Below are 24279 nucleotides of genomic sequence, written 5' to 3'. Positions count from 1 at the left end.
GGTTGTCGCCGCCGTCCAGCGCTTCGACCCAGTACACCGCGCCGTCCGCGCCGGGCGAGGCGAAGAAGTTGCGCGGGCCGGTGATCACGCCTTCCACCGGCACGCCCTCTTTCAGCTTCACCTTGCCGATCGGCGCGACCTTGCCGTCGACGCCTCGGACCTCCGCCTGCGCGGCGAAGTCATCCCAGCCCACCTGGTAGCTGAACGGCGGCAGCAGCCGCATCGTCAAGACCTGACCCGGCGTGCCGAGCGCTTCGAGGTGGCTGAAGAGCGCCGGCTCGCCGACCGGCCGCACCGCGCCGGTGTTCAGGTCGATGCGCGCCAGCTGCGAGGTCGCGTGGTGCGCGAAGACCGCTGCCTCCTGCGCGTTGGTCAGCAGGTCCTGCTGCGTGCGCTCGGGCGAGTTGCGCGCGATGGATTCCTGGATCGACGGGCCCGAAGGCGCGGCGAAACTCGGCGCCGGGCCGCGTTTGGCCGGCACCGTCAGCGTGACGAGTTCATGGTCGTTGAGCCACACGACGTCGTTCTCCAGCATCGTGTGGAGCTTGAGCTTGGGCACGGCCTTGAGCTTGCCCGTCACGACGTCGCCGACCCACAGCTCGACGGCCGTGTCGGTGCGCCGGTTCAGCAGGAAGCGCTTGCCGTCCGGCGAGAAACGCAGGTGATGGAAGGCGCCGCCCGTGGGCAGCGCGACGGCGCGCGCGGCGCCGTCCGCGCCGTTCTGGAGCGGGCGCAGCGCCAGCGATTCGATCGCGACGATCAACTGCGGGCTGTCGGTGGCGGGGTCGTAGCGCAGGCCGGCCTGGCGCAGCACCGGGCGGGCGAGCTCGGCGATCGCGCGCGACTTGCGGTTGACGATGACCGCCAGCGTGCGCTGGTCCGGCGAGACCTGGTAGACCGGCAGCGCCTTCGCGTCGAGCACCGCGCGGATCGCCTCGGACGGCTGCTGATAGATCTGCGCCAGGCTGGCGGCGGAGGTCAGGGCCGAGGTCTGGGCCGCACTTGACGCGGCCTCGTCCGCCGGCGCCGCGATCGCGGAGAACCCGCCGAACGCGGCGGACAGGGACAGGGTCAGCGGGATCAACGACGAGGCGCGAGGCGTGGGCATGTGTCGGCACCGTTAAGCAGAGGAAGGCGGCAATCTAGCAGCGCCCTCCCCCGATGTCCGAGGTCAGCCCTCCGGGTGATCCCGAGGTTTCAGGCCCGCGGCCTCACGTCCGGATCACGCAGCGAACAGACGCGCCGCATGCAGCCCCAATCCGGTCGCGACCGACGCGAAACGGTCGCCGCGCACCGTCTTGGCCTCGGGGTAGTCCGCCGCGATGCGGTCAGCCAGCACGGTCAGGCCGGTCGAGCCGCCGGTGAAGTACAGCGCGTCGATGTCCGACGGCTTCAGTCCCGCGCGCTCGACCGTCTCGCGGCCCGCCTGCGCGATGCGCTCGATGTCGCCGCGCAGCGATTCCAGTGCCACGGCTTCCGACAGCGGCACCGTCAGACCGGACTCGATCAGTTGCAGGTCGATCACGCAGTCGCCGCCGCCGGCGACTTCGATCTTGGCGTCTTCCGCGCGATTCGCGAGCTCATGGCCGAGGCGCTCGTCCAGCACCGTCATCAGCCGCTGGTGATGGCGCGGATCGCCGTAGAAGCCCTTCATGTTGCGCAGCTCCAGCACGCGCTGCGGGCTGTAGCAGGTGTTGATCAGGTGCCAGGTCGCGAGGTCGAAATAGACGCCGCTGGGCACCTCGCGCGGCGTCTGGCCCATCTTCGCGGGGCCCAGCGCGCGGTAGCCGAATTCGCGCAGGATGCCGGTCAGCTCGATGTGGCGGTCGAAGTCGGTGCCGGCGATGTGCACGCCGTGGGCGGCGAGGATGTCGTCGCGGCGGTCCAGCCGCTGGGCGCGGTCGGGCCCGACGCGCACGATCGAGAAGTCCGAGGTGCCGCCGCCGATGTCGGCCACCAGCACGAGCTGCTCGCGGTCGGCGTGCTGTTCGAAGTCGAACGCGGCCGCGATCGGCTCGAACTGGAAGTGCACATCATCGAAACCCACCGCCCGCGCGGCCGCGGCCAGCGAGGCCTGCGCCGCGGCGTCGCGCTCGGGCTCGCCGTCGACGAAATAGACCGGCCGGCCGAGCACGACGCGGCGCGGCTCATGGCCCTTCGCATCGGACGCGCCCGCCTGCTTGCGCAGGCGCTTCAGGTAGCCGCTGAGCATGTCGATGTACTTCACCCCGCGACCGCCGCCGACGTCGGTGACCTGGTCGATCAGGCTGGAGCCGAGGATGCTCTTCATCGAACGCATCAGGCGCCCGTCGGTGCCCTCGACGTAGGCGCTCATGGCCGCGCGGCCGAAGGCGCGCGGCGGGCCGTCGGCGTCGTGGCGGCCCTCGGCGAAGTAGAAGACCGCCGTCGGCATGGTCACCTTGCCGTCTTCGAGCGGTACCAGGCGCATCGCGCCGGGGCGTTCGATGTCGGGCACGGCGACGGCCGAGTTGGAAGTGCCGAAGTCGATGGCGCAGAAATCGCGCGGCAGGTCGGAAAGCGATGAAGACATGGCGGCGCGGCGGAAATGCGAAAAGGGCGCGGATTCTAGCCGCGCCCTGGTTTCGGGGTGCCGGCGCCTCGATGACGCCGGGCGGGGTTCGACCGGATCAGGCCGGCTGCAGGCTCCGCACGGCGTGGGCGGGCAAGGCGTCGCCGTAGAAACCGAACTCAAGTTCCGGTCGTTTGCCGCTCATCAGTTCCGCCAGCGCGCGGCCGGAGCCCGCGCCGTGTGTCCAGCCCAGCGTGCCATGGCCGGCGTTGATCCACAGGTTGGACGCCTTCTGGCTGCGGCCGATGTAGGGCACGTTGGTCGGCGTGCTCGGGCGCAGGCCGGTCCAGAAGTTGGGCTCGGACAGGTCGGCGACGCCGGGGAACAGCTCCTCGTAGCGGCGCACCAGCGATTCGCAGCGGACCTTGGAGGTGGGGCTGTCCAGGCTGGTGTCCAGGCCCACCAGTTCCGCCGTGCCGGCGATGCGGACGAAGTCGCCCAGGCGCGAGATCGCGATCTTGCGCGCGTCGTCCAGCAGGCTGACGGTGCTGGCCTGCTCGGGCTTCTTGAGACGCAGCGTGGCCGAGTAGCCCTTGGCCGGATAGATGTTGAGGTGCTCGCCCAGCGACTTCGTCAGGGCCGGCGCGTACGACGCCAGCGCCACGACATAGGCGTCGCCCTTCAGCCATTGCGTCTGGCCGGTCTCGCGCGACCGGATCTGCACGCCGGCGATCTCGTTGCCCTGTGCGCCGCCTTGCGGCTGCAGCGTCACGATGTCGTGGTTCCACAGGAACTGCGCGCCTCTTTTCTCGGCCAGCTTCGCCAGCGCCTGCGTGAAGACGCGCGCGTCGCCGGATTCGTCGCTCGGCGTGTAGGTGCCGCCGAACACCGCGTGCTGCGCCGAGCGCAGCGCGGGCTCGATCGCCAGGACCTCGTCGCGGCTCAGCACGCGGCGGTCGACGCCGTGGCGGCGCATGATCTCGGCGCCCTGCGCGCCGGCCTCGAAATCGGCCTCGCTGCCGAAGAAGTGCAGGATGCCCTTCTGCAGGCGGTTGTATTCGATGCCCGTGTCCGCGACCAGCGACTGCAGCGATTCATGGCTGTAGCGGCCCAGGCGCACGAGCTGCTCGACGTTGCGCTCGAACGCGGCCGTCGTGCACTGGCCCAGGAAGGACAGGCCCCAGCGCCATTGCGCCGGATCCAGCCGCGGACGGAACAGCAGCGGCGCGTCGTCCTTCAGCAGCCACTTCGCCACCTTGAACGGGGCGCCGGCGTTGGCCCAGGGTTCGCAGAAGCAGACCGAGATCTGCGCGCCGTTGGCGAAGCTGGTCTCCAGCGCCGCGTCGGGCTGCCGGTCGACGACCACGACATCGTGGCCCTGGTCCAGCAGGTACCAGGCGGTGTGGATGCCGATGATGCCGGCGCCGAGGACGATGACCTTCATGGAGAGCTCCAGGTGAACTTGTGGTTCTGCTGCGGTTCAGCGTTGGACAGTCGAGGTTCAGGCCAGCGGGCGCAGGATCAGCTGCAGTCCCAGCAAAGCCATCACGAGGGCGATCAAGGCATCGATGCTGCGCCAGACCGCCGGCCGGCGCAACGCCGGCGCCACCGCCGCCGCGCCGAAGCCCAGCAGCGAGAACCACATCCAGGACGCCACCGAGGCGCCCGCCGCGAACGGCAGCTGCAGGCCCGCCGGCTGCTGCGCGCCGACGGTGCCCAGCAGCACCACCGTGTCCAGGTAGACATGGGGGTTCAGATACGTCATGGCCAGGGTGCTGCCCAGCACCGCCGACAGCGACGCGCTGCCCGCCTGCGCCTGCAGGCCGGCCCGGGGCGACAGCGCGCGCATCGCGGCCTTCGCGCCGTAGGCCAGCAGGAACGCGGCACCGCCCCAGCGGAAGACTTCCATCAGCAGCGGGCTCGCGGCGATCAGCCGGCCCAGGCCGAACACGCCCAGCCAGATCAGCAGCATGTCCGACAGCGCGCACACCACCACGACCGGCGCCACATGCTGGCGCATCAGGCCCTGGCGCAGCACCAGCGCGTTCTGCGCGCCGATGGCGACGATCAGGCCGGCTCCGGTGAGCCAACCTTGCAACAGGGCTGTGCTGGGGGAAGACATCGGCGATGAATGCTTGAAGGCGGAAGGTGGGATTTCGGGGCGAGCGTTGCCACACCCCTGAGGGCGTCGTGGGCGGGATTGTGGGGAGCGACCCGGTTTTGATGAAGAAGAATTAATATCTCAGCGAATCCATTAGAGACGCTGATGAAAGACCTGGACGCCGCCGGACTCGATTGCCTCGCCGCGCTCGCCGACGAACGCAGCTTCGACCGGGCGGCCGAAACCCTGGCCATCACGCAGAGCGCCGTGTCGCAGCGCCTGCGCAGCCTGGAGGCGCAGGTCGGGCAGCTGCTGGTCGTCCGCTCCCGCCCGCTGCGGCTCACGGAACCCGGCAAGCGCCTGCTGCGTTACGCCCGTCAGTTGGCGGCGCTGCGTTCGGACGTGGTACGGGAGCTCGGCGTGCAGTCGGCGCAGACCGAACGACTGCCCATCGCCGTCAACGCGGACAGCCTCGCCACCTGGGTGCTGCCGGCGCTCGACCCGCTGGTGCAGCGGGGCATGCGGGAGGGATTCGGCCTGGAACTGGTTGTCGACGACCAGGACTTCACCCACGACTGGCTGCGCCAGGGCGAGGTGCTGGGCTGCGTCACGACCGTGCCGCAGGCCCTGCGCGGCTGCATCGCCCAGCCGCTGGGCGTGATGCGCTACATCGCCGTCGCCAGTCCGGACTTCGCGGCGCGGATGCTGCCCAACGGACTGGGCGCGGCCAACTTCGCGCAGGTGCCCTTCCTGGTGTTCAACCGCAAGGACGACGCCCAGCAGCAATGGGTCCGGCAGGCGATGGGACTGCGCTCCGCCCGGCTGAACGCCCGTTACGTGCCGTCCAGCGAGGGTTATGTGAACGCGGTGCGGATGGGTTGGGGGGTGGGCGTCGCGCCGGAGTTGCAGGTCCGGCCACTGCTCGCGAGCGGGGAACTGGTGGCGCTGCGGCCGGAGGTGCAGGTGGCCGTGGCCCTGTACTGGCACCAATGGAAGCTCGGCAGCGAGAACGCTGTGGGCGCCGTGGGCGCCGCGAAGGTCGGAAAGGCGACTGCGCCGGAAGGCGGGGCGCCTCCGGCGTTGCTGGATCAGATCGGGGAAGCGTTGGCCCGGGGGGCCAGGGACGCCTTGATCAGCGCTTGAGGGCGGCGACCTGGATCTTGGTCTGCGCTTGCACGTGGGCCGGCGTCACGGCGGGCGCGGCCGAGGCGGGCGTGGCGCCCTGCTCCGCCAGGCGCATGCGGAAACCGCCGCGCTCATGCTTGTCCTGCACGGAATTGGCCAGCCAGGCGGAAGTCAGCACAACGCTGCCGACGATCGCCCAGGTCATCGATTTGTGAATCAGTGGAGACATGAGAAAGCAATGGCTTCCACGCATTAGGGAAGGCCCGGAGCATAGTCACCCCTGATTGAGGGGGGCATCACACCTAAGTGGGGCACGTGGTTATTTCGCCGCACCTGTGGTGGGCACGCCCCAATCTGTGTGTATTTGTGAACGCGATTCCAGCGCACCCGCGATCTGGGGATTTGCCTGAAGACAAAGACGCGCAAACTGTGCTTCACCACGCGGCGAAGCATCGTCGCCGCGCGGCGGCCACACCCCGTGCTTTCCGACGAGGTCCATCATGCGAATCTCCTCCGCCCTGAGCCTTTTCCGTCGCAATTCGCCTGCCGGCCATGAGCCGGAGCCGGCCGACATGGGCACCGCCTTCGGCATGGAAGCCAGCTTCGGCGACGAGAGCGAGTACGAGGACTTCCGGCGCAGCGACTACGGGCTGGAATCGGAGTCCGCGCCTCCGGCCGCGGTGGAATCGCCCCTGTCCTGGATGGCCGCGCGACGCGGCTGACGCCCAAGGCGCCCCACGTCGGCGCCTTTTGCATTCCGGACAGAGGATCAGCGGATCAGGAGCACCGGCACGTCGCTGTGGGCCATGACCTTGGTGGCGACCGAGCCCAGCACCAGCTTGCCCAACGCCGTGTGGCCGTGCGAGCCCATCATCAGCAGATCGAAGCGGCCCTTCTCGGCCACGGCCGTGATCGCTTCGGACGCGTGCCCGGTCTTGACCACGTACTGGGCCTTGATGCCGCGCTTGTCCATGAAGCTACGGATCGGCTTGAGGACCTTCTCGGCCTCTTCCTGGTAGTACTCGGCGAGCACGGCCTTGTCCAGCACCGCGGCCGCGCGCGGCGGCACGCCGGGGACCACGTGCACCACGGTGTAGTCATGCGCCCCGCCCAGCCACTCGTCGTGGGCGGAGAGATAGGCCAGCATGCGCTTCGAGTAGGTGCTGCCATCGACGGCGACGAGGATCTTCATCGTGATCTCCCTCTGTGAGCGGCCGACGACCGGCCTCGGATCAGTGTGTCACAGGGTCGCTTCCGGAAAGCCGCAGCGACGCCGCAGCTTGCTCCGTCCTTGACGTTGGACAATCGCGCTTTCCGTTCTCCGCCCTTTGCGGATCCGCCGTGCGCCTGCAACTGATCTCCGACCTCCATCTCGAGCGCCAGACCGACTTCCAGACCGTGGCCGCGCCGGGCGTCGACCTGCTGGTGCTGGCCGGCGACGTCGGCTCGTACCAGACCGGCTCCCGGCTGGTGACGGACGATTTCGGCCTGGGCCGTTTCTCGCCGAAGCGCGACGGCGCGCCGTGGCCGCGCGTGCTCTATGTGCCGGGCAACCATGAGTACGACGGCATCGACTTCGCCACCGCGCATGCACGGCTGCGCCAGACCTGCGCCGATCTCGGCATCGAGTGGCTGGACCGCGAGGAGATCGTCATCGGCGACGTGCGTTTCCTCGGCACGACGCTGTGGGCGGACTTCGACGCGCTGGCCGCGCGCGAGGCGACGCCGACGAAGCAGTTGGCGGCCAGAGAGAAGGCGTTCCGGGCGGCGAATCACTACCTGCGTCGGTTCTCGACGCTGGTGGACGGGCAGCACATGCTGGCGGAACGGCAGCGCGACCTGGCGCTGGAGTGCCAGGCCTGGCTGCGCGAGGCGCTCGAACGGCCCTTCGACGGCAAGACGGTGGCGGTGACCCACTACGCGCCCAGCCTGCGCAGTGCCGATCCGCGCTACGGTCTGACACCGGGCACGGCCGGCTTCTGCAATTCGCTCGACGACCTGCTGCCCTATGCGGACCTGTGGCTGCACGGCCACCTGCATTGCGCCCACGACTACGTCGTCGAGTCCGCCTCAGGGCCGCGCGGCGAGACGCCGCACCGCTGCCGCGTCGTCGCGAATCCGCTGGGCTACGCCAACAAGGGCGAGCAGGAAGACTACCGGCCGGACCTCGTCATCGAGGTCTGAGCGCACGCGACGTCGCGGCGCATCCGGGCGCGCAGCAGCGCGTCCGACCGCCGCGGCCCAGCTTCAACGCTTGGCCGGCGGACCGTCGTAGGTCCACAGGTACTCGCGCGGCATCGGGCCCTTGTTGCGGCCACCCTGCTGCGTCTGCTCCCAGGCGTGGGCCAGGATGCCCACCGAGCGCGAGATGCAGAACAGCCCCCGCGCCAGCGGCGCCGGGAAGCCGAGCTCGGCGTAGATCACGGCGGTCGCGCCGTCGATGTTCATCGGAATGCGACGGCCGTCCTTGCGCCGTTGCAGCTCCGCTTCGACCGCGCGGGCGATCGTCGCGAAGCGCCCGGACACCACGCCGAGCTGGGCGGCCTCGTCCACCAGCTCCAGCAGCCGCGGCGCGCGCGGGTCCACCGGATGGAAACGATGCCCGAATCCCGAGACGAACTTGCCGCGCAGTTCGATCGCCTCGTCCAGGCCCGCGGCGGTGGCGTCTTCGAGCGAGCCCCCCGCGTCCATGCGCCTCGCGATCGACTGCAGCATCTCCACGCATTGCTCGCCCGCGCCGCCGTGCACGTCGCCGAGCACGTTGATCGCCGACGCCATCGCGTTGTTGAGGCCGACGCCGCAGGTCGCGGCCATGCGCGCGATGGCGATGCTCGGCGCCTGCGGGCCGTGGTCGACGGCCGCCATCAGCGCGACGTCCAGCAGTTTGGCCTGCTCCGACCCGGGCAGCTCGCCGCGCGTCATCAGCCAGATCATCTGGGCGAAGCTGACCTGCCCGATCAGGTCCTGGATGGCGTGGCCGCCGTAGCGGATCACGCCGGGCGACATCTCGATGATCGAGGTGCGCCACCAGTCCGGGACGCGTTGATCGTGGACCGGCCCGCCGCTGGCGGACGCCTTGTCGTCGTTGGCGCTCATACGGCCTTCTCCTCTTTCAGCGCGGCGCGCTCGGCGACGCCATAACCCAGTTCTTCCAGGATCGCCTCGGTGTGCTGGCCGAGCCGCGGCGGCGGTGTCGACACGGACGGCGCCTGCCCGTTCAGCTTGAAGCCGGTGCGCAGCACGCGGACGTCGCGCCCGACGCCAGGCACGTTCTCGAAGCTGGCGACCATCCCCCGATCGGCGATCTGCGGGTGGGCAAGCGCTTCCTTGACCGAGTACACCGGTCCCGCGGGCACGCCCGCCTCGTTCAGGCGCTGCCACCAGTCGGCGGCGGAGCGGTCGCTCATCGCCGCCTCCAGCAGATGCTTGAGTTCGGCCCGGTGCTTCAAACGCGCATGCCGGTCGACGAAACGCGGATCGGTCTTCCACTCCGGATGACCGACCGTGTCGCAGACGGCCTCGAACTGCTCCTGCTTGTTGGCCGCGATGTTCAGCAGCCCCTGCCCCGTGCGGAAGGTGCCGGACGGGCTGGCCGTCACGTTGTCGTTGCCCATCGGCTGGGGCTCGCGACCCGCGACCAGCAGGTTGGACACCGCCCATCCCATCGTCGCCATGGCGGCCTCGAGCATCGACACGTCGATGAAGGTCGCATCGGCGCGTTCCTTGTCCGCCAGCGCCGCGGCGATCGCCATCGCCGCCGTCAGACCGCCGATGGTGTCCGCCACGGGGTGGCCGACGCGGAAAGGCGCCGTGTCCGGGCCGCCGGTGATGCTCATCATCCCGGACATGCCCTGGATGATCTGGTCGTACGCGGGCAGGTCGCGCAGCGGCCCGTCCTGGCCGAAGCCCGAGATCGCGCAATAGACCAGCCGCGGATTGACCTGACGCAGCTCGTCGAAGCCGACGCCCAGCCGCTGCATCACGCCCGGCCGGAAGTTTTCGACGACCACGTCCGCCGTCGCCACCAGCTTGCGGAACACCGCCTTGCCGGACGGCCGCTTCAGATCGATGGTGATGGAGCGCTTCCCCGGGTTCTGCGCCAGGAAGGACACGCCCATGTGCGCCTGGTTCAGCGCCGTGTCGGCGCCGAGCTGGCGGGCGAGGTCGCCGGTTTCGCGCGCCTCGACCTTGATCACGTCGGCGCCCAGGTGCGCCAGCTGGTGGCAGGCGAAGGGTCCGGCCAGCACGTTGGTGAGGTCGAGGACGCGGACGCCGCGCAAGGGAGATTGACTCATGATGGGCTCATCCGAAGCTCCGCCGCGCGGTCGGTCAGTCGACCTTGACGTTGCCGCTGCGGACCACGTCGCCCCAGCGCTTCTGTTCGCGCGCCAGGAACTGCGCGGCCTGCTGCGGCGTGCCGGCCATGGGCACGCTGCCTTCGGACTGCAACTGGCCGATCGTGGCCGCCTTGGACAGTGCCTTCTGCACCTGCGCGTTCATCCGGGTCACGACCGCCGCCGGCGTGCCGGCGGGCGCCACGATCATCTTCCAGTCCGAGGTGTCGAAGCCCTTGAAGCCGCTCTCGGCCACCGTGGGGACATCAGGCAGCACCGGCAGCCGGACGGCCGAACTGATGGCCAGCGCGCGCAGCTTGCCGGCCTTGATGAAAGGCACCACCGTCTGCGGCGTTGCGAAGTAGTAGTCCACCTGACCGCCGAGCAGGTCCGTCGCCGCCGGGCCGGCACCCTTGTAGGGGATGTGGGTCACCTGGATGGCGGCCTGCTTGGAGAACAGCTCCCCCGTCAGATGGCCCACCGTGCCGTTGCCGGCGGAGGCCATTGTCAAGGTGCCGGGTTTTGCCTTGGCGGCGGCGACCAGGTCGGCGACCGTCTTGAAGCTGGAGGACGACGAGACCACCAGCACCACCGGCTGTCCCGCGACCAGCGCGACCGGCGTGAAGGCCTTGGCCGCGTCGTAAGGCATCTTGGGATAGAGCGTCGGGTTGATCGCCAGGTTGGCGGTCTGGCCCATGCCCAGCGTGTAGCCGTCGGCCTTGCTCTTGGCGACGGCGTCCAGCCCGATGTTGCCGCCAGCGCCGGCCTTGTTGTCCGGGACGAAGGTCCAGCCGGTGTCCTCGCGCACCTTCTCCAGGATCAGGCGCGACACGATGTCCGTGCCGCCGCCGGGCGGGAACGGGACGATCAGGCGGATGGGCTGGGTCGGGAAGGCGGCGTCGGCGGCCAGCGCCGCGGTTGCGGTCATGCCTGCGCTCGCGGCAGCGATCAGGGTGAAGGCGGCGCCTCGGATCAGGCACTGCGGGGCCAGGAACTTCGTCATGTCGCGTCTCCGTGTTTGTTCTATCTAGCAGAACGTTGGTTTGTTTGATAGAACTGTAGGACGTCTCCGCGATGCCCGAGACGAGGGATTACCCGTGGCCGAATCAGACAGCGCACCTTCCGAGAACCCCGAGGCTTCCGCCGAATCCAGCGGCGTGGCCGTGCTCGACCGCGCGTTCGCGCTGCTGGGCGCGTTCGGCCAGGACGATGACGCCCTGTCGCTGGCGGAGTTATCGCGGCGCACCGGCCTCTACAAGAGCACCGTGCTGCGGCTGCTGGCAGCGCTGGAACACGGCGGCTTCGTGCGGCGGCTGCCGGACGGGCAGTACGCGATCGGGCCGGCGCCGCTGCGGCTGGCGACGATCTACCAGCGCTCGTTCCATGTCGGGCCGATCGTGGAGCCGCTACTCAAGCAGCTCAGCGCGGACACGGGAGAGACGGCGTCGTTCTACGTCCGGCACGGTGAAGCGCGGATCGCGATCCATCGCTGGGAGCCGGCGCGTTCGGTGCGCGCGGCGGTGGCGGTGGGGCAGCAGTACGCGCTGCACCAGGGCGCGTCGGGCAAGGTGCTGTGCGCGTTCTCGAGCGACCAGCGCGCGGGCTTCACGACGATCCGCGAGCGCGGATGGGCCGCGTCCTACGGTGAGCGCGAACCGGACACGGCCTCGGTGGCCGCGCCGGTGTTCGCGATCGATGGGCGCATGCAAGGCGCCATCGCGGTCTCCGGACCGCGCGTGCGGCTGTCGCCGCCGGAGACGATGCTGGCCGCCTGCCGCTCCGTGCTGGGCGCGGCGCGCGAGGCCAGCCGGCTGCTCGGCGGCGATGTCGTGCTGCTGGATGCGGCGCTGCGGACCGTGTCGATCGCCGACTTCACGACCGCCCCCTGACCATGAAAAACGCCGGCGCGTGGGCCGGCGTGATGCGTCTTCACAGTCTTCTTCGTCGTCACCGCGCCCCGCGCGAGGCGTGACGGGCGGCGGCGATCAGGCCGCGCCGTGGCAGTTCTTGAACTTCTTGCCAGAACCGCAGTGGCACGGGTCGTTGCGGCCCAGCTTCGGGGTATCGCGGCGCACCTGCTCCACGTGATAGCGCTGCTGCTCCGTCGCTTCCTGCAGGTCGACGACCGTCAGGATCAGGTCCTCGATGGCCTCGTCGAGGTTCTTGAGCGGATGCTCCTGGTTCAGCAGCTCGACGATCTCGACCTCTTCCGGCGTCTCGGCCGGCAGGTGGCGGTACAGGCGCGCCAGCAGCGCATTGATGTTGTCGTCGGCCTGCTCGTGCAGGTCGGGGAAGGTCACCGCGGCGTACTCGAAGCCGCCGACCCACGGCAGCAGCGCCTGGGTGATCGGATCGTCCGGCAGTTGCGGCGCGTCCGGATCCACCGGCTCATCGACGGTGGCTTCCGCCGCGGCGGACTCGACGGCCGCCTGGGCCTCGGCGCCTTCCGCGCCCGCTTCCTCGCTGGCCTCCTCCGCGTCGAGGTCCAGCACCACCGGGTAGAACCAGCCCTGCTCCAGCATGCTCTGGTTCAACGAGGCGAAGCGGCGCTCCGCCAGCGCGCGGATGCGGGCCAGCCAGTCGGGATCGACGTCGTCGGGCAGCGCGCGGCCTTCGTAGTCGAAGATGGGCGGCAGCCATTCCTCGATCGGGATCAGGCGGGGCTGCACCAGCACGCCGGCCAGGTAGCCGTCCAGCATCGAGGCGTCCAGCGGCTCGAGCGGCTCGGGGGTGATGGCCAGGAGTTCGTCGAGTTCGTCGAACTCGGCGTCGGAAAGGTCGTGGGCAATGCTCATGGGGCGCGATTGTCGCCGCTCACGTCGGCCGGCGTGCTGGCAGGCGCATCGGCGGTCGGCGGACGCACCGCATCGATCAGCCGTTCGCGCATCCAGCGCTGGGCGCTGCGGTCCTCGTTGCGCAGGTGCCAGAGCACGTCCACGTGTACCGGCGACAGCGGCATCGGCAGCGGCCTGTAGATGAGCGCGTCCTGGTAGCCGGTGGCGGTGATGAAGGACTGCGGCAGCACCGTCAGCAGGTCGGAATGCGCCACCACCCGGCCGGCGGTGAAGAACTGGTTGACGGTCAGCGCGATGCGCCGGCTGCGCTTGAGCGCCGCCAGCGCCTCGTCGACGAAGCCGTAGGGCCGGCCTGAAAAGCTCACCAGCAGGTGATGGGCCTGGCAGAAGGCGTCGAGTGTGAGCTCCTGGTCGGCCAGCGGATGGGCACGGCGCATCACGCAGACGTAGTAGGAGTCGTACAGCCGCTGCTGGCGGATCGCCGCCATGTCGCCCTGCCCCTTCAGCGCGGCGACCGCGTTCGGGAAATAGCCGAGCGCGAAGTCCGCTTCGCCCTGCTCCAGCAACTGGCGCGGATCGCGCGTGGTCAGCGGCAGCACGTGGACATTGGCCAGAGCGCGCATGCGCTCCAGCTGCTGCATCAGCGGCGGCAGGATCAGCGCGGCCGTCGCGTCGGCCATCGCGAGGCGGAAGGTGTACTCCTCCGACGTCGGCTGGTAGTCGCCGGGATCCAGCGCCACCCGCAGCCGCGTCAGCGCCGACCGGACCTCCGGCCAGAGCCCCTCGGCCCGCGACGTCGGCTTCATCCCGAAGGCCTGACGCACGAACAGATCCTCGCCCAGCGCCTCGCGCAGCCGCTTCAGCGCATGGCTGACGGCCGACTGCGTCATCGACAGCCGCTCCGCGGCGCGGGTCATGGAGCGCTCCGCCATGACGGCGTCGAACACCTTCAGCAGGTTCAGATCGAGGTTCCGGAAGCTCATGGAAGGCACTTTTTCACGGAGAACAGGCGGAAATGGCGCCCACGCAACGGTCCGGCGAGGGCCCACCAACGGGTCATCCGGGCCTTGGCCTGCGCATTCCTTGGCACTCGGCGGCGACCCGCGTGACGCGCATCACGGGCTGGACGCGTTCCGCCCAATGATATGCACAGCGTTCATACATTCAATGCCCATCTTTCATTGGCGTCATGCCTAGGGGAAACCCTATATTTCGGTCCATCGGTTCTACAGAGCCGACCCAAACAAGCCAATCAAAGGAAATCGCCATGAGCGTCGCTACCCAAACCTTCGGTCTTCCCCTGAGCCGCACGGTGCGTCGCGGCGGCACGTTCGCCACGATCGGCGCCCGCGTCTGGGCCCGCACGATCACGAACGTCAAGGCCCGCATCGAGTCCGCCAAGATGGCCCGCGCCGAGCGCGAGATCCTGGCCCTCGCCGCCCAGTACGAAGAGAGCATGCCCTCCTTCGCCGCTGAGCTGCGCGCCGCGAACGCCCGCCGCAACGGCTGAGCCAACGGTTGAACGGCTGAGCAGCCGATACCGCCGGGCGCCGTACGGGCCCGGTCGCGAAGTCTGGAAACGTCGTGATGTGAGCGCAGGCTCTCATTGCAGCACCGAACAGGCCTAGCCAACGAAAAGCCCGCTTCGAATCACTTCGAGCGGGCTTTGCCTTTTCAGGTTCCCCCGGACCCGCCTCTTTCGAGGCGGTTGCCGGGTGGAATTCGGGGAGCGATCAGGCCTGGGACAGGCGCTGTTCGATCTTGGCCTTGGTGGCGGGCAGTTCCGCCGGCAGGCCTTGGGCCAGCTGGACGAACAGCTCGTCGTGGAGCTTGAGCTCCGTCGCCCAGTCCTCGTTCGAGATGTGGGTGACGGTCTTGTACTGTTCCGGCGTGAAGGCCAAGCCTTGCCAGTTCAGGTCTTCGTAACGCGGGCTGGTGCCGAAGGCGTGTTCCACGCCCTGACCCTGGCCGTCGACGCGCTCCAGCATCCACTTCAGCACGCGCATGTTCTCGCCATAACCGGGCCAGACGAACTTGCCGTCGGCGCCCTTGCGGAACCAGTTGACGCAGAAGATCGCCGGCAGCTTGGCGCCGGACTGGGCCAGCTTGGCGCCCAGGGTCAGCCAGTGCTGGAAGTAGTCCGCCATGTTGTAGCCCATGAAGGGCAGCATCGCGAACGGGTCGCGGCGCACGACGCCCTGCTGGCCGGCGGCCGCGGCGGTGGTCTCGGAGCCCATGGTCGCGGCCATGTAGACGCCTTCGGTCCAGTCGCGGGCCTCGGTCACCAGCGGCACGGTCGTCGAGCGGCGGCCGCCGAAGATGAAGGCGTCGATGGCCACGCCGGCGGGGTTGTCCCACTCGGCATCCAGCGCCGGGTTGTTGGTCGCGGCGACGGTGAAGCGGGCGTTCGGGTGAGCCGCCTTGGCGCCGGTTTCCTTGGCGATCGCCGGGGTCCAGTCCTTGCCTTGCCAGTCGATCAGGTGGGCCGGCGGCGTGTCGGTCATGCCTTCCCACCAGACGTCGCCGTCATCGGTCAGCGCGACGTTGGTGAAGATGACGTCCTTGTCCAGGCTGGCCATGCAGTTCGGATTGGTCTTCACGTTCGTACCCGGGGCCACGCCGAAGTAGCCCGCTTCCGGGTTGATCGCGTAGAGGCGGCCGTCCTTGCCGGGCTTGATCCAGGCGATGTCGTCGCCGATGGTGGTGACCTTCCAGCCTTCGAAGCCGGCGGGCGGGATCAGCATGGCGAAGTTGGTCTTGCCGCAGGCGCTCGGGAAAGCGGCGGCGACGTGGTGCTTCTTGCCTTCGGGCGAGGTCACGCCCAGCACGAGCATGTGTTCGGCCAGCCAGCCCTGGTCGCGGCCCATGGTGGAGGCGATGCGCAGCGCGAAGCACTTCTTGCCCAGCAGCGCGTTGCCGCCGTAGCCGGAGCCGTAGGACCAGATCTCGCGGGTCTCGGGGTAATGGACGATGTACTTCGTCTTGTTGCAGGGCCACTTGACGTCGGCCTGGCCGGCTTCGAGCGGCGCGCCCACGGTATGGACGCAGGGCACGAACTCGCCGTTGTCGCCGAGCGTGTCCAGCACCGCGCGACCCATGCGGGTCATGATGCGCATGTTCACGGCGACGTAGGGGCTGTCGGACAGCTCCACGCCGATGTGGGCGATCGGGGAGCCGATCGGGCCCATCGAGAACGGCACGACGTACAGCGTGCGGCCGCGCATGGCGCCGCGGAACAAGGCCTTGTCGCCTTGCTGCAGCAGGGCGCGCATCTCGGCCGGTTCCATCCAGTTGTTGGTCGGGCCGGCGTCCAGCTTGTTCTTGGTGCAGATGAAGGTGCGGTCCTCGACGCGGGCGACGTCGGTCGGATCGCTCCACGCGAGGAAGCTGCCTGGGCGCTTGGCCGGGTTCAGCTTCTGGAAGGTGCCGGCGTCGACGAGCTGCTGGCACAGGCGGTCGTACTCGGCCTGGCTGCCGTCGCACCAGTAGACGTCCTTCGCCTCGGTGAGGGCGGCGATCTCGGCGACCCAGGCGACCAGGCGCTGGTGTTTGACGTAAGCCGGTACGTTCAGGCGCAAGCCTTCCATCACAGGTTGGTTCATGGCGGTTTCCAATTTGAGGATATGAAAAGCGGAATTGGGTCAGCTCCGTTCCGGTGGCTCCCGCCCCTGTCTGTCAGAGGAGGAGACCGCGGAGCTGACCCAATGCCGCGCCTCAGCGTGGTGCTTCGCCGAACACTGGTTCCAATGTAATCACGCCGTAACTCCAACGCTTGCCGGGGTTATGCGTTTCTGGAATGGATTGATGCCGGGGCTTAGCCGGGCAGGGTCACCGTCTGAAACACGGTCGTCGTGGCACCGGGCTAGCATGCGCGCCGTTCAACGACAAACGACGCCACCGGACCTGCCGCGCCAAGGTGCTCCCTCGAAGCGCCGCCGCGATCCGGGACAGGGAGGACTCCATGAAGCAACCGACGGCCCGCATCGCGGCCACGCTGGCGATCGCCGCCACCCTTTCGATCGGCCTGTCCGCGCGAGCCGCCGAGCCCGCATCAGGACAACCCGGCGCGAGTGCCGCCACGCCGCCGGTGCTGCAACCGTCCGACGAGTTCAAGGTCGCCTACGAAGCACTGCAGACGCAGGTCCGCGGCTGGGTCGAGGCCCAGGACTACGAAGCGGTGATCCGCAGCATCGAGACCGACTCTCGGGCCGGCGTCCGGCTGCCCAGCGGCATCTGGCGTTCGGTCGTGACCTTGGGGCACTTCGGAACCGCCTTCAAGGACCGATCCCAGGCCGGGGGTGGTTGGCCGGTGGCGCTGACCGGACTGCGTGCCTTCGCCGAGAGGCGACCCGCCGGATGGCTGCTCTACGCGCAGGCGCTGCAAAGCCAGGCCTGGGAAGCACGCGGCACCGGGTACGCCCGCGATGTCGATCGCAACGCAATGACGAAATTCCGCGACCTCCTCCGCGAGACGCGCGACACACTGGACCAGCACAAGTCCGCGCTGGCCGGGTTGCCGGACTGGCACGCGCTTCGACTGGAAGTCGCCCTGGAAAGCGGCGAGAGCGAAGCGGTGCGGCGGCGGGTGTTCGTCGAGGGCATGCTGCGATTCCCGCGCTTCCATCCGATCTATTTCGCGCGCATGCGGCAGCTGACACCGCAATGGGGAGGCGGTGAAGAGGCCATGCTGGACCTGCTCGACACGGTGGCCAAGTCGAGCGACCCGGCCGTGGCCGACGAAGGGATGTACGCGCGTCTGGTCTGGCTGGCCAACGGGATGCGGATCGGGCTGCTGCAGGAACCGCGCTTCGACGCCGCCACCTTCGATCGCGCGGTCGACGCCGTGGTCGACCGTTATCCGGCGCAGCGGAATCTGCAGCGGTTCTTCCTGATGCAGTGCCAGCGCGGCAACATCGCCGCCGTGCGCCGTCTGCTGCCACGCCTGCGCGCGCCGCTGTCCGACGACCTCGAAGAGGCTGATGCGCCCACCCGCTACCAATACGAGGTGTGCCAGAGCTGGGCCGAAGGACGCTTCAACGACCTCAAACTGCCGTACACGACACGGGGTCGGGAGGCCTGGCTACGCTTCCAGGCCGTACCGGACAAGCCCGACGACGGCCTGGACCTCGAACGCGCACAAGCGCGCCTGGCGCTGCAGCGCGAGGTGGAGCTGCAGGTGAGTCGCCATGGATTCGTCGCACTCATGGACCGGTACGCCGCCGACGTGCGCGGCCAGGTCCGGCTGCCCGGCGGTGAATGGCGATCGGCGCTGGCACTGGACGAAGCCAGGGCCGCGCTCGCGCGGCGGGCGGTCGTCGAAGGGGGATGGGCCTCCCTGCTCACCGCGTTGCGCAACGAAGCGGATCGCCGGCCCGCCGTCCATCTGCTGCATGCCGACGCGCTGCGCGCCGCCGCCTGGTCCTTGCGCGTCAATGCTGGCGAGGGCAACCTGCCGCCTCAGGTGTTGACGGCCTTCCTCCAGCGCCTGCGGCAGGCCCGGGATGTGCTCGACCAGCACCGGAGCGCGCTCGCCGCGCTGCCCGACTGGCACGTCCTGCGCATGGCCGTGTCCTTCGACCTGGGCGAGCCCGACGCGAAGCGTCAACGCCTGTTCGAGGACGCCGTCGCGCGATTCCCCCGCTATCACGCGATCTATGCCGAACGGCTGCGCCAGCTTTCGCCGGCCTGGGGCGGCAACGAGGACGCCATGCTGGACCTGCTCGATCAGGTCGCCCGGGCCAAGGATCCGGCGGCCGCCGATGAGGGGATGTATGCCCGCCTGGTCTGGGAGGCGGATCGTCTCGGCGTGCTGCTGATGGTGGAGCCGCGCATCGACGCGAAGGCGCTGAACGGCGCGATCGACCGTCTGGCCGAGCGTGACCCGGTCCAGGACAACCTGCAGCCCTTCTTCCTGATGCGATGCCTTCGCGGTGATCGGGCCGGCGCGACGCGCCTCTTCCCGATGCTGAAGAGCAAACGGGCCGAGGGCATCACGCGGCAGTCTCCGGCGCGCGAGCACTACGCCACCTGCCTGGATTGGGTCAAGACGGTGAGGCCGCCCGGCACCCACCTTCCGACCGGCTTCAGCGTCCCCATCACCCGGCGCGGCAAGATGGAGAGGCTCAATGTGGACGACTGAGCGGACGTCGACCCGGGACTCGCGCGGCAGCGCAGCGGTCGAGATCAGGCGCTGAGATCGACGCCCATGCACAGGCGCCTCAACATCGGCACCCACACTTCCTGAGGCGCCGGTTTGGCCAGCTGGGCAAGACCTGGTTCCTTCGGCCAGTCGGCGGCCGGCACTGCGGCGCACAGCAGAGTCCGCAGCCGCGGCCAGCGCTGACGCCATCCTCGCCACCCTTCGACCAGCGTCAGGGATTCCGGCGAGGTCACCAGCAGCAGCCCCATCCCGGAACCCGCCGCCTCCTCGAGCACCGCCGCGAGGTCCTCCACCCGCTCCACCTCGCGGGCATCGAAGCCGCACTGCAGCAAACGCTCCAGCATCGCCTCGCGCACGACGCCGCAGCGGTCCCACACGACCGCCGTCCAGCCCTCGCCGATCCACTCCAGGCCCGGCTGCGGTTGCAGCGCCGGCCATTGCACGTCGGACTCGCGGGCCGCGATCAGCGGCAGATCCGCCGTGAAGCGGCTGCCCTTTCCCGGCACGCTGTGCGCGCTCAGATCGCCGCCCATCGCACGCACCGTCTGCCGGGCGATCGCCAGGCCCAGCCCCAGTCCCGGACGCCCACGCCCCGCCTCGCCGCGCATGAAGGGGTCGAAGATCCGCGCCAGCTCCTCTGCCGCCATGCCCGGTCCCTGGTCGACCACCGACAACGCCAACCGTGTCCCGACCCCGCGCGCGATCAGGTGGATCTCGCCCGGCTGGCTGTACTTGGCCGCGTTGGACAGCAGATTCAGCATCACCTGCCGCAATCGACGCGCATCCAGCTCGACCACCGCCGGCAGCGCCGCGTCGACGTCCAGCACGAGGCGGTTCGTGCTGGCGAGCATCAGCGCCTGCGACTGCAGCGTCAGTTCCTGCAGCAGCCCATGCAGATAGACCGGCGCATCCAGCACCTCGACGTCTGCCTCCGCCGTCGGCTGCCGCGCGAAGCGCTGCAGCTCGTCGATCGTGTCGAGCAGCATCGCCCCGCCGTGTTCCAGCGCCTGACGGGTCGATTCGAATTCCACGCCCGGCGCCAGCCGCCGCGTCAGCTGCACCATCGACGCCAGCGGTGCGCGCAGGTCGTGCCCGATGTGGCCCAGCAGGCGCCCCTTCGCTTCATCGCTCGCTTGCGCATGCGCGCTGGCTCGGGCGAGTTCCGCGGTGCGCTCCAGCACGGCCGTCTCCAGCGCCTGCGCGTGCCGGCGACGCTCGCGCTGCAGCAATCGCAGCATCGTCACCAGCACCGCCGCCGCGCCCGCAGTGCCCACCATCGACGGGGCCAGTTCGATCCAGTCCGCATACGGCAGATAGCCGAGCAGGCTGAAGTAGCGCGGCGCGATGCCCAGCACGACGCCGCCGATCGCGCACAGCCACACGCCGCCCACCGGATCGCCACGCCGCATCGCGCGGAAGCTCGCGATCAGGCCGATCGCCGTCAGCGCCAGATTCGTCGGCGCCGCCATGCGTGTGCCGGTCTGGTAATCCGCCACGATGCACGCCGCCACGGCCACCAGGCTCAGCCCCACCACCGCCACCAGGGCGCGGTGCATCGCCGGTTGCGTCGCTCGCAGCCGCAGCACCGTCGCCAGCGCCATCAGCTGGAACACCGTCGTCAGCGCGCCGGTCGTGCCCAGCGCCCGCTGCGCCCAGTCGGTCGCGTCCGGCCAGAAACGCTGGAAGGCGGTGCCGCGCATCGCCATCTCGTAGACCATCGCGCTGGAGAGGAAGGCCGCGATCCAGGCGTAGCCCCGGTCGCGCAGCGACACCGCCAGACCCGCCGCCAGCGCCGCGAGCGTCAGACCCACGGCGGACAGCATGCCGTCGCGCCACACGCGCCATTGCTGTTCCTCGATCAGCGCCTCGGCCACCCAGAGCGTCGGCTCGATCGACAGCGCGCCGCGGCTTGCGGCACGCAGCTGGAGTTCCCAGACCTCGCCGGGCTCGATGCGCGTCGGGAAGCCGCTCTCGCGCAGCGCCAGCGGCCGCTGGTCGAAGGCCAGATCGGTGCCCGCGCGCGCCATCGTCCACGGCGTCGCGCTGCCGTCGGGCAGCAGCCGGCGACGATAGAGCGCCACCGACTCGATGCGCGCCGGGTCCACCATCAGGATGTAGCGCGCCGCCTCGGCGCCGTCCTGGCGCAGCGTCCAGCGCAGCCAGTAGGTATCGCGCGTGTAGCCGGGCGACAGCGCCGCTCGACTGGCAGGGCGCCATCGCGCCGGTCCATCGCGGGACGGCTGCTCAGCGCGTTCGATCCAGAGCTGCCCCTGATCGACGAGGGCGATGCGTCCTGGATCCGTGCCATGCAAGGCGATCACCGGCTGGTCAGGCGCGGGCCCTGCATGAGCGATGGCGAAGGCCATCTGGGCGACCAGCGCGACGACCCACAGGCGCCAGCCAGCCATCAGGGCTCCAGGGTGTCGGAAGCAGCGCCGTCCCGCGCCCGCAACGCCGTCCGGTAAGCCTGCGGGCTGAGCCCGTTCCGTTCCCGGAAGGCGGTCGCGAAGTTGCCGGCGTTCGCATAACCCACGTGGAACGCGACGTCCGCGATGCTCATGTCCGTGTCGGCCAGCAGCCGCTGACCAGTGCGCACGCGTTCGTCGCTGATGTAGCCGGACACCGTCTGCCCCAGTTCCTCGCGGAACAGCGCCAGCAGGCGCCTTCCGGTCAGTCCGACCTGCCGGCCGATCTGGTTCACCGTCAGCGGCTCGACCAGGTGATCGCCGATGTACTTGCGCGCCGCGGCCAGCAGACGCTGGTCGGGCGTGCCGACCTCCTCGACCGGCGCCGCCTCGACGTCGTCCGCGACCTGCGGCCGACGCGACGCGGCCAGATGCAGGTGCACCCGCACGCGCGCGAGCACCTCCTGCGGATGGAAAGGCTTGCTGATGAAGTCCACGGCGCCGTTGGACAGGCCCTCGATCCGGCTGTCGACGTCGTTGTGGGCGCTCAGGAAGAGCAGCGGCACCTCGCGCGTCGCCGGGTCCGACTTGAGCAGCCGGCACAGCGCAAAGCCGTCCATGTCGGGCAGGCCGACATCCAGCAGCGCCAGGTCCGGTGCCAGTCCTTGCGCCTTCTGCAGCGCCACCTTGCCACTCTCAGCGAAGGTCAGGCGGTAGAGCGGATGCAGCAGCGCGGTCAACCAGCGCAGGTCCTCGGGCTGGTCGTCCACCAGCAGCAGCAACGGGCGATGGATCGCGGGAGCGGGCGCGGCACGGGACATCGGCGGATTGTCCGGGCCGACCCGGCAAAACGCGCCCGCAGGGTCGGGTCCGGTGGGCGCCCAGCGATCAAAACGCCCATGTGGGGGGGAGGAAACGAGGCGGAAAAACTACCGGATTCGGGCACGGCCTGACCCCCGCCACCGCCCTTGAACGAATCGCCAAACATCGACGGCGAATTGCAAGAACTCCGGACCGTGGCCGCACGGGATAACCGCGCCCTTGCTACACACAACCGGAGATTGGGAATGAAGTACAGCACGTGCCGAGGTGCGGCCGGCCTGGGGCTGAGTCTGATGAGCCTGTCCGTCAGCCTGGCCTGGGCGGCGGCGCCGGACGCCGGCCAACTGCTCAACGAGCAGCGCCGCCTGACCCCGCCTGCGCAGCGCGGCGACCTGGACAAGGCGCCGACCGTCAACGCGCCGCTGGGCGACGACCAGCAGGCGGGCCTGCGCGCCCGCGTCGACCGCATCCGCTTCACCGGTGCCGAGGGCCTGATCCCCGAGCCCGAGCTGCAGGCGCTGGTCGCCGACGCCAAGGGCCGCCAGCTGTCGCACAGCCAGCTGCAGGCGCTGGCCGCCCGCGTCACCGCCGCGCTGCAGAAGCGCGGCTTCGTGCTCGCCCGCGCCTACCTGCCCAGGCAAGACCTGACCCAGGGCGAGCTGGAGATCGCGGTGCTGTCGGGCCGCCTGCAGTCCGGCGCGAACCGCGTGCGGGTGACCGGCGCCGACGAGTCGCTCGCGCCGCGCCTGGGCGCGATCGCCGATGCGGCGCTGGCCGCCGGCCCGGTGCGCTACGAACAACTCGAACGCGCGCTGCTGCTGATCAACGACGTGCCCGGCGTGCAGGCCCGCGCGACGCTGGAACGCGGCGACGAGCCCGGCACCAGCCGCCTCGACGTCCGCGCCGAGACCGGCCGCGCCTGGGCGCTGGACGCCTCGGTCGACGACTACAACAACCGCTACACCGGCCAGTGGCGCGTCGGCGCCGCGGCTTCGCTGATCCGTCCGCTCAACCGCGAGGACCTGCTGCAGGCCAGCGTGTCGCGCACCGACGGCAGCCGCCAGGCCGCCCTGGTCTACGGTTTCGCCGTCGGCGCCTCGGGCCTGCGCGCCCAGCTGGCGACGACCTGGCTCGACTACCACGTCGGCGAAGAACTCAGGCCGCTGGATCTGCGCGGCACCGCGCGCACCGTCTCGGCCAGCCTGAGCTATCCGGTGCTGCGCAGCCGCGAGCGCAACCTGTGGGTCTCCGCCGAAGGCGAACAGCGCACGCTGGTCGACGACGCGCTCGGCCAGACGCTGCGCGATCGCCGCCTCAACCGGCTGTCGGTCAACGTCTACGGCAACGCCTGGGACAACGTGCTGGGCGGCGCACAGAACGACTTCGGCCTGAGCGTCACCACCGGCACCGTCACGCTGCGAGAGGCGGCCGACCAGATCGCCGACGCACTGACCGCCCGCACCTCGGGCAGCTACGACAAGGCGACCTGGCGCGTCTCGCGCCTGCAGACGGCGCAGGCGCTGCCGGGCTGGGGCCTGTTCGTCGGTGGCTACGGCCAGATGAGCGCGCGCAACCTGGATTCGTCGGAGAAATTCCTGCTGGGCGGACCGTCGGGCGTGCGCGCCTACCCGGTGGGCGAGGCCAGCGGCGACAACGGCTGGATCGGCACCGCCGAGCTGCGCCGCGAGTTGCGCCTCGGCAACGGCCTGGCCGCGCAGCTGATCGCCTTCGCGGACTACGGCCGCGTCGAGCAGCACGAGCGTCCCTGGACCGGCGCGCTGGCGGGCCAGCCGAACTCCTACGGACTGGGCGGCGCGGGACTGGGCGCCAACCTCGCCGGCGAGCGCTGGACGCTGCGCGCCAGCTGGGCGCATGCGGTCGGCCACAACCCCGGGCGCACCGCCGCGGGCCGCGACGCCGACGGCCGCGACGACCGCCAGCGCTTCTGGCTGCAGGCCTCCTTCCACTATTGATCGCCGCCGCGCCCGACCGTCAGCCCGCCTGCGA

22 protein-coding genes are annotated in these 24279 nt (G+C 69.8%); 7 read left to right on the top strand and 15 right to left on the bottom strand.

The annotated features are described in order from the left end of the window. The 4 genes from VF536_RS11985 to VF536_RS11970 form a co-directional block, all read right to left on the bottom strand. The coding region (locus VF536_RS11985) for a hypothetical protein (RefSeq protein ID WP_331615073.1) at positions 1–1108 on the bottom strand (1108 nt) is incomplete at its 3' end. Between the two features lie 114 nt (positions 1109–1222). After that, a complete protein-coding gene (locus tag VF536_RS11980) occupies positions 1223–2551 on the bottom strand; it encodes an Hsp70 family protein (RefSeq protein WP_331615072.1) in 1329 nt (442 codons plus the stop codon). Between the two features lie 97 nt (positions 2552–2648). Further along, positions 2649–3974 (bottom strand): D-amino acid dehydrogenase, encoded by a 1326-nt coding sequence (locus tag VF536_RS11975; RefSeq protein ID WP_331615071.1) that lies wholly within the window; start codon positions 3972–3974, stop codon positions 2649–2651. A gap of 57 nt (positions 3975–4031) precedes the next feature. Beyond that, positions 4032–4652 carry a LysE/ArgO family amino acid transporter gene (locus VF536_RS11970; protein WP_331615070.1) on the bottom strand — a complete coding sequence of 207 codons (621 nt, stop codon included), beginning with the start codon at positions 4650–4652 and terminating at the stop codon, positions 4032–4034. A 144-nt stretch (positions 4653–4796) separates the two neighbouring features. On the opposite strand from VF536_RS11970, the gene VF536_RS11965 reads away from it, so the two are divergent. Next, positions 4797–5774, top strand: coding sequence for a LysR family transcriptional regulator ArgP (locus VF536_RS11965; protein ID WP_331615069.1), 978 nt, complete (start codon positions 4797–4799; stop codon positions 5772–5774). Here the strand turns inward: VF536_RS11965 and VF536_RS11960 are convergent. Both VF536_RS11960 and VF536_RS11955 read right to left on the bottom strand, forming a co-directional pair. Further along, complete coding sequence (locus tag VF536_RS11960) at positions 5764–5985, bottom strand: hypothetical protein (RefSeq protein ID WP_331615068.1); 222 nt, start codon at positions 5983–5985, stop codon at positions 5764–5766. The two genes, VF536_RS11965 and VF536_RS11960, sit on opposite strands and share 11 nt — an antisense overlap. A 90-nt stretch (positions 5986–6075) precedes the next feature. Beyond that, complete coding sequence (locus VF536_RS11955; RefSeq protein WP_331615067.1) at positions 6076–6258, bottom strand: hypothetical protein; 183 nt, start codon at positions 6256–6258, stop codon at positions 6076–6078. Here VF536_RS11955 and VF536_RS11950 point away from each other — a divergent pair. Next, positions 6257–6478 carry a hypothetical protein gene (locus tag VF536_RS11950; protein ID WP_331615066.1) on the top strand — a complete coding sequence of 74 codons (222 nt, stop codon included), beginning with the start codon at positions 6257–6259 and terminating at the stop codon, positions 6476–6478. The genes VF536_RS11955 and VF536_RS11950 overlap by 2 nt on opposite strands. Positions 6479–6525: 47 nt before the next feature. On the opposite strand, the gene VF536_RS11945 is transcribed toward VF536_RS11950, so the two are convergent. After that, complete coding sequence (locus tag VF536_RS11945) at positions 6526–6948, bottom strand: universal stress protein (RefSeq protein ID WP_331615065.1); 423 nt, start codon at positions 6946–6948, stop codon at positions 6526–6528. A 149-nt stretch (positions 6949–7097) separates the two neighbouring features. On the opposite strand from VF536_RS11945, the gene VF536_RS11940 reads away from it, so the two are divergent. Next, positions 7098–7940 (top strand): metallophosphoesterase, encoded by an 843-nt coding sequence (locus VF536_RS11940; protein ID WP_331615064.1) that lies wholly within the window; start codon positions 7098–7100, stop codon positions 7938–7940. A gap of 63 nt (positions 7941–8003) precedes the next feature. Here VF536_RS11940 and VF536_RS11935 read toward each other — a convergent pair whose 3' ends face one another. From VF536_RS11935 to VF536_RS11925, 3 genes are read right to left on the bottom strand one after another with little or no spacing between them, the layout of a single operon-like run. Beyond that, on the bottom strand, positions 8004–8852 hold the full coding sequence (locus VF536_RS11935) for a citryl-CoA lyase (protein ID WP_331615063.1): 849 nt from the start codon (positions 8850–8852) through the stop codon (positions 8004–8006). Beyond that, entirely contained in the window at positions 8849–10051 is a 1203-nt protein-coding gene (locus VF536_RS11930) for a CaiB/BaiF CoA-transferase family protein (protein WP_331615062.1), read from the bottom strand. The genes VF536_RS11935 and VF536_RS11930 overlap by 4 nt, the downstream gene beginning before the upstream one ends. Before the next feature lie 34 nt (positions 10052–10085). Beyond that, entirely contained in the window at positions 10086–11093 is a 1008-nt protein-coding gene (locus tag VF536_RS11925; RefSeq protein WP_414710350.1) for a Bug family tripartite tricarboxylate transporter substrate binding protein, read from the bottom strand. A gap of 94 nt (positions 11094–11187) precedes the next feature. On the opposite strand from VF536_RS11925, the gene VF536_RS11920 reads away from it, so the two are divergent. Further along, positions 11188–11979 carry an IclR family transcriptional regulator gene (locus tag VF536_RS11920; protein ID WP_331615061.1) on the top strand — a complete coding sequence of 264 codons (792 nt, stop codon included), beginning with the start codon at positions 11188–11190 and terminating at the stop codon, positions 11977–11979. 96 nt (positions 11980–12075) lie between these two features. On the opposite strand, the gene VF536_RS11915 is transcribed toward VF536_RS11920, so the two are convergent. Together VF536_RS11915 and VF536_RS11910 are read right to left on the bottom strand one after the other, a co-directional pair. Then, on the bottom strand, positions 12076–12885 hold the full coding sequence (locus VF536_RS11915; RefSeq protein ID WP_331615060.1) for a UPF0149 family protein: 810 nt from the start codon (positions 12883–12885) through the stop codon (positions 12076–12078). Next, positions 12882–13868: a LysR family transcriptional regulator gene (locus tag VF536_RS11910; protein ID WP_331615059.1), complete on the bottom strand. Its 987-nt coding sequence runs from the start codon at positions 13866–13868 to the stop codon at positions 12882–12884. The genes VF536_RS11915 and VF536_RS11910 overlap by 4 nt, the downstream gene beginning before the upstream one ends. A gap of 284 nt (positions 13869–14152) precedes the next feature. Here VF536_RS11910 and VF536_RS11905 point away from each other — a divergent pair, with 284 nt between their 5' ends. Further along, entirely contained in the window at positions 14153–14395 is a 243-nt protein-coding gene (locus VF536_RS11905) for a hypothetical protein (protein ID WP_067279865.1), read from the top strand. A gap of 223 nt (positions 14396–14618) precedes the next feature. On the opposite strand, the gene VF536_RS11900 is transcribed toward VF536_RS11905, so the two are convergent. Then, positions 14619–16487, bottom strand: a complete 1869-nt coding sequence (locus VF536_RS11900; protein ID WP_331615058.1) for a phosphoenolpyruvate carboxykinase (GTP) — start codon at positions 16485–16487, stop codon at positions 14619–14621. A gap of 359 nt (positions 16488–16846) precedes the next feature. On the opposite strand from VF536_RS11900, the gene VF536_RS11895 reads away from it, so the two are divergent. Next, positions 16847–19024, top strand: coding sequence for a hypothetical protein (locus tag VF536_RS11895; protein WP_331615057.1), 2178 nt, complete (start codon positions 16847–16849; stop codon positions 19022–19024). Between the two features lie 44 nt (positions 19025–19068). On the opposite strand, the gene VF536_RS11890 is transcribed toward VF536_RS11895, so the two are convergent. Further along, the gene (locus VF536_RS11890; RefSeq protein WP_331615056.1) at positions 19069–21453 is read right to left on the bottom strand and encodes a sensor histidine kinase; all 2385 of its coding nucleotides are present in this window, start codon (positions 21451–21453) and stop codon (positions 19069–19071) included. Continuing rightward, complete coding sequence (locus tag VF536_RS11885; protein ID WP_331615055.1) at positions 21453–22271, bottom strand: DNA-binding response regulator; 819 nt, start codon at positions 22269–22271, stop codon at positions 21453–21455. The genes VF536_RS11890 and VF536_RS11885 overlap by 1 nt, the downstream gene beginning before the upstream one ends. 246 nt (positions 22272–22517) lie before the next feature. Here VF536_RS11885 and VF536_RS11880 point away from each other — a divergent pair, with 246 nt between their 5' ends. Next, positions 22518–24245 carry a ShlB/FhaC/HecB family hemolysin secretion/activation protein gene (locus VF536_RS11880; protein WP_331615053.1) on the top strand — a complete coding sequence of 576 codons (1728 nt, stop codon included), beginning with the start codon at positions 22518–22520 and terminating at the stop codon, positions 24243–24245. Positions 24246–24279 lie beyond the last annotated feature (34 nt).

The sequence above is a fragment of the Roseateles sp. genome, assembly GCF_036486225.1.
In the GTDB taxonomy this organism is placed as follows: Bacteria; Pseudomonadota; Gammaproteobacteria; order Burkholderiales; family Burkholderiaceae_C; genus Roseateles.
The sequence above is the reverse complement of the archived record's forward strand: the minus strand, read 5'-3'. Positions and strand labels throughout refer to the sequence as shown.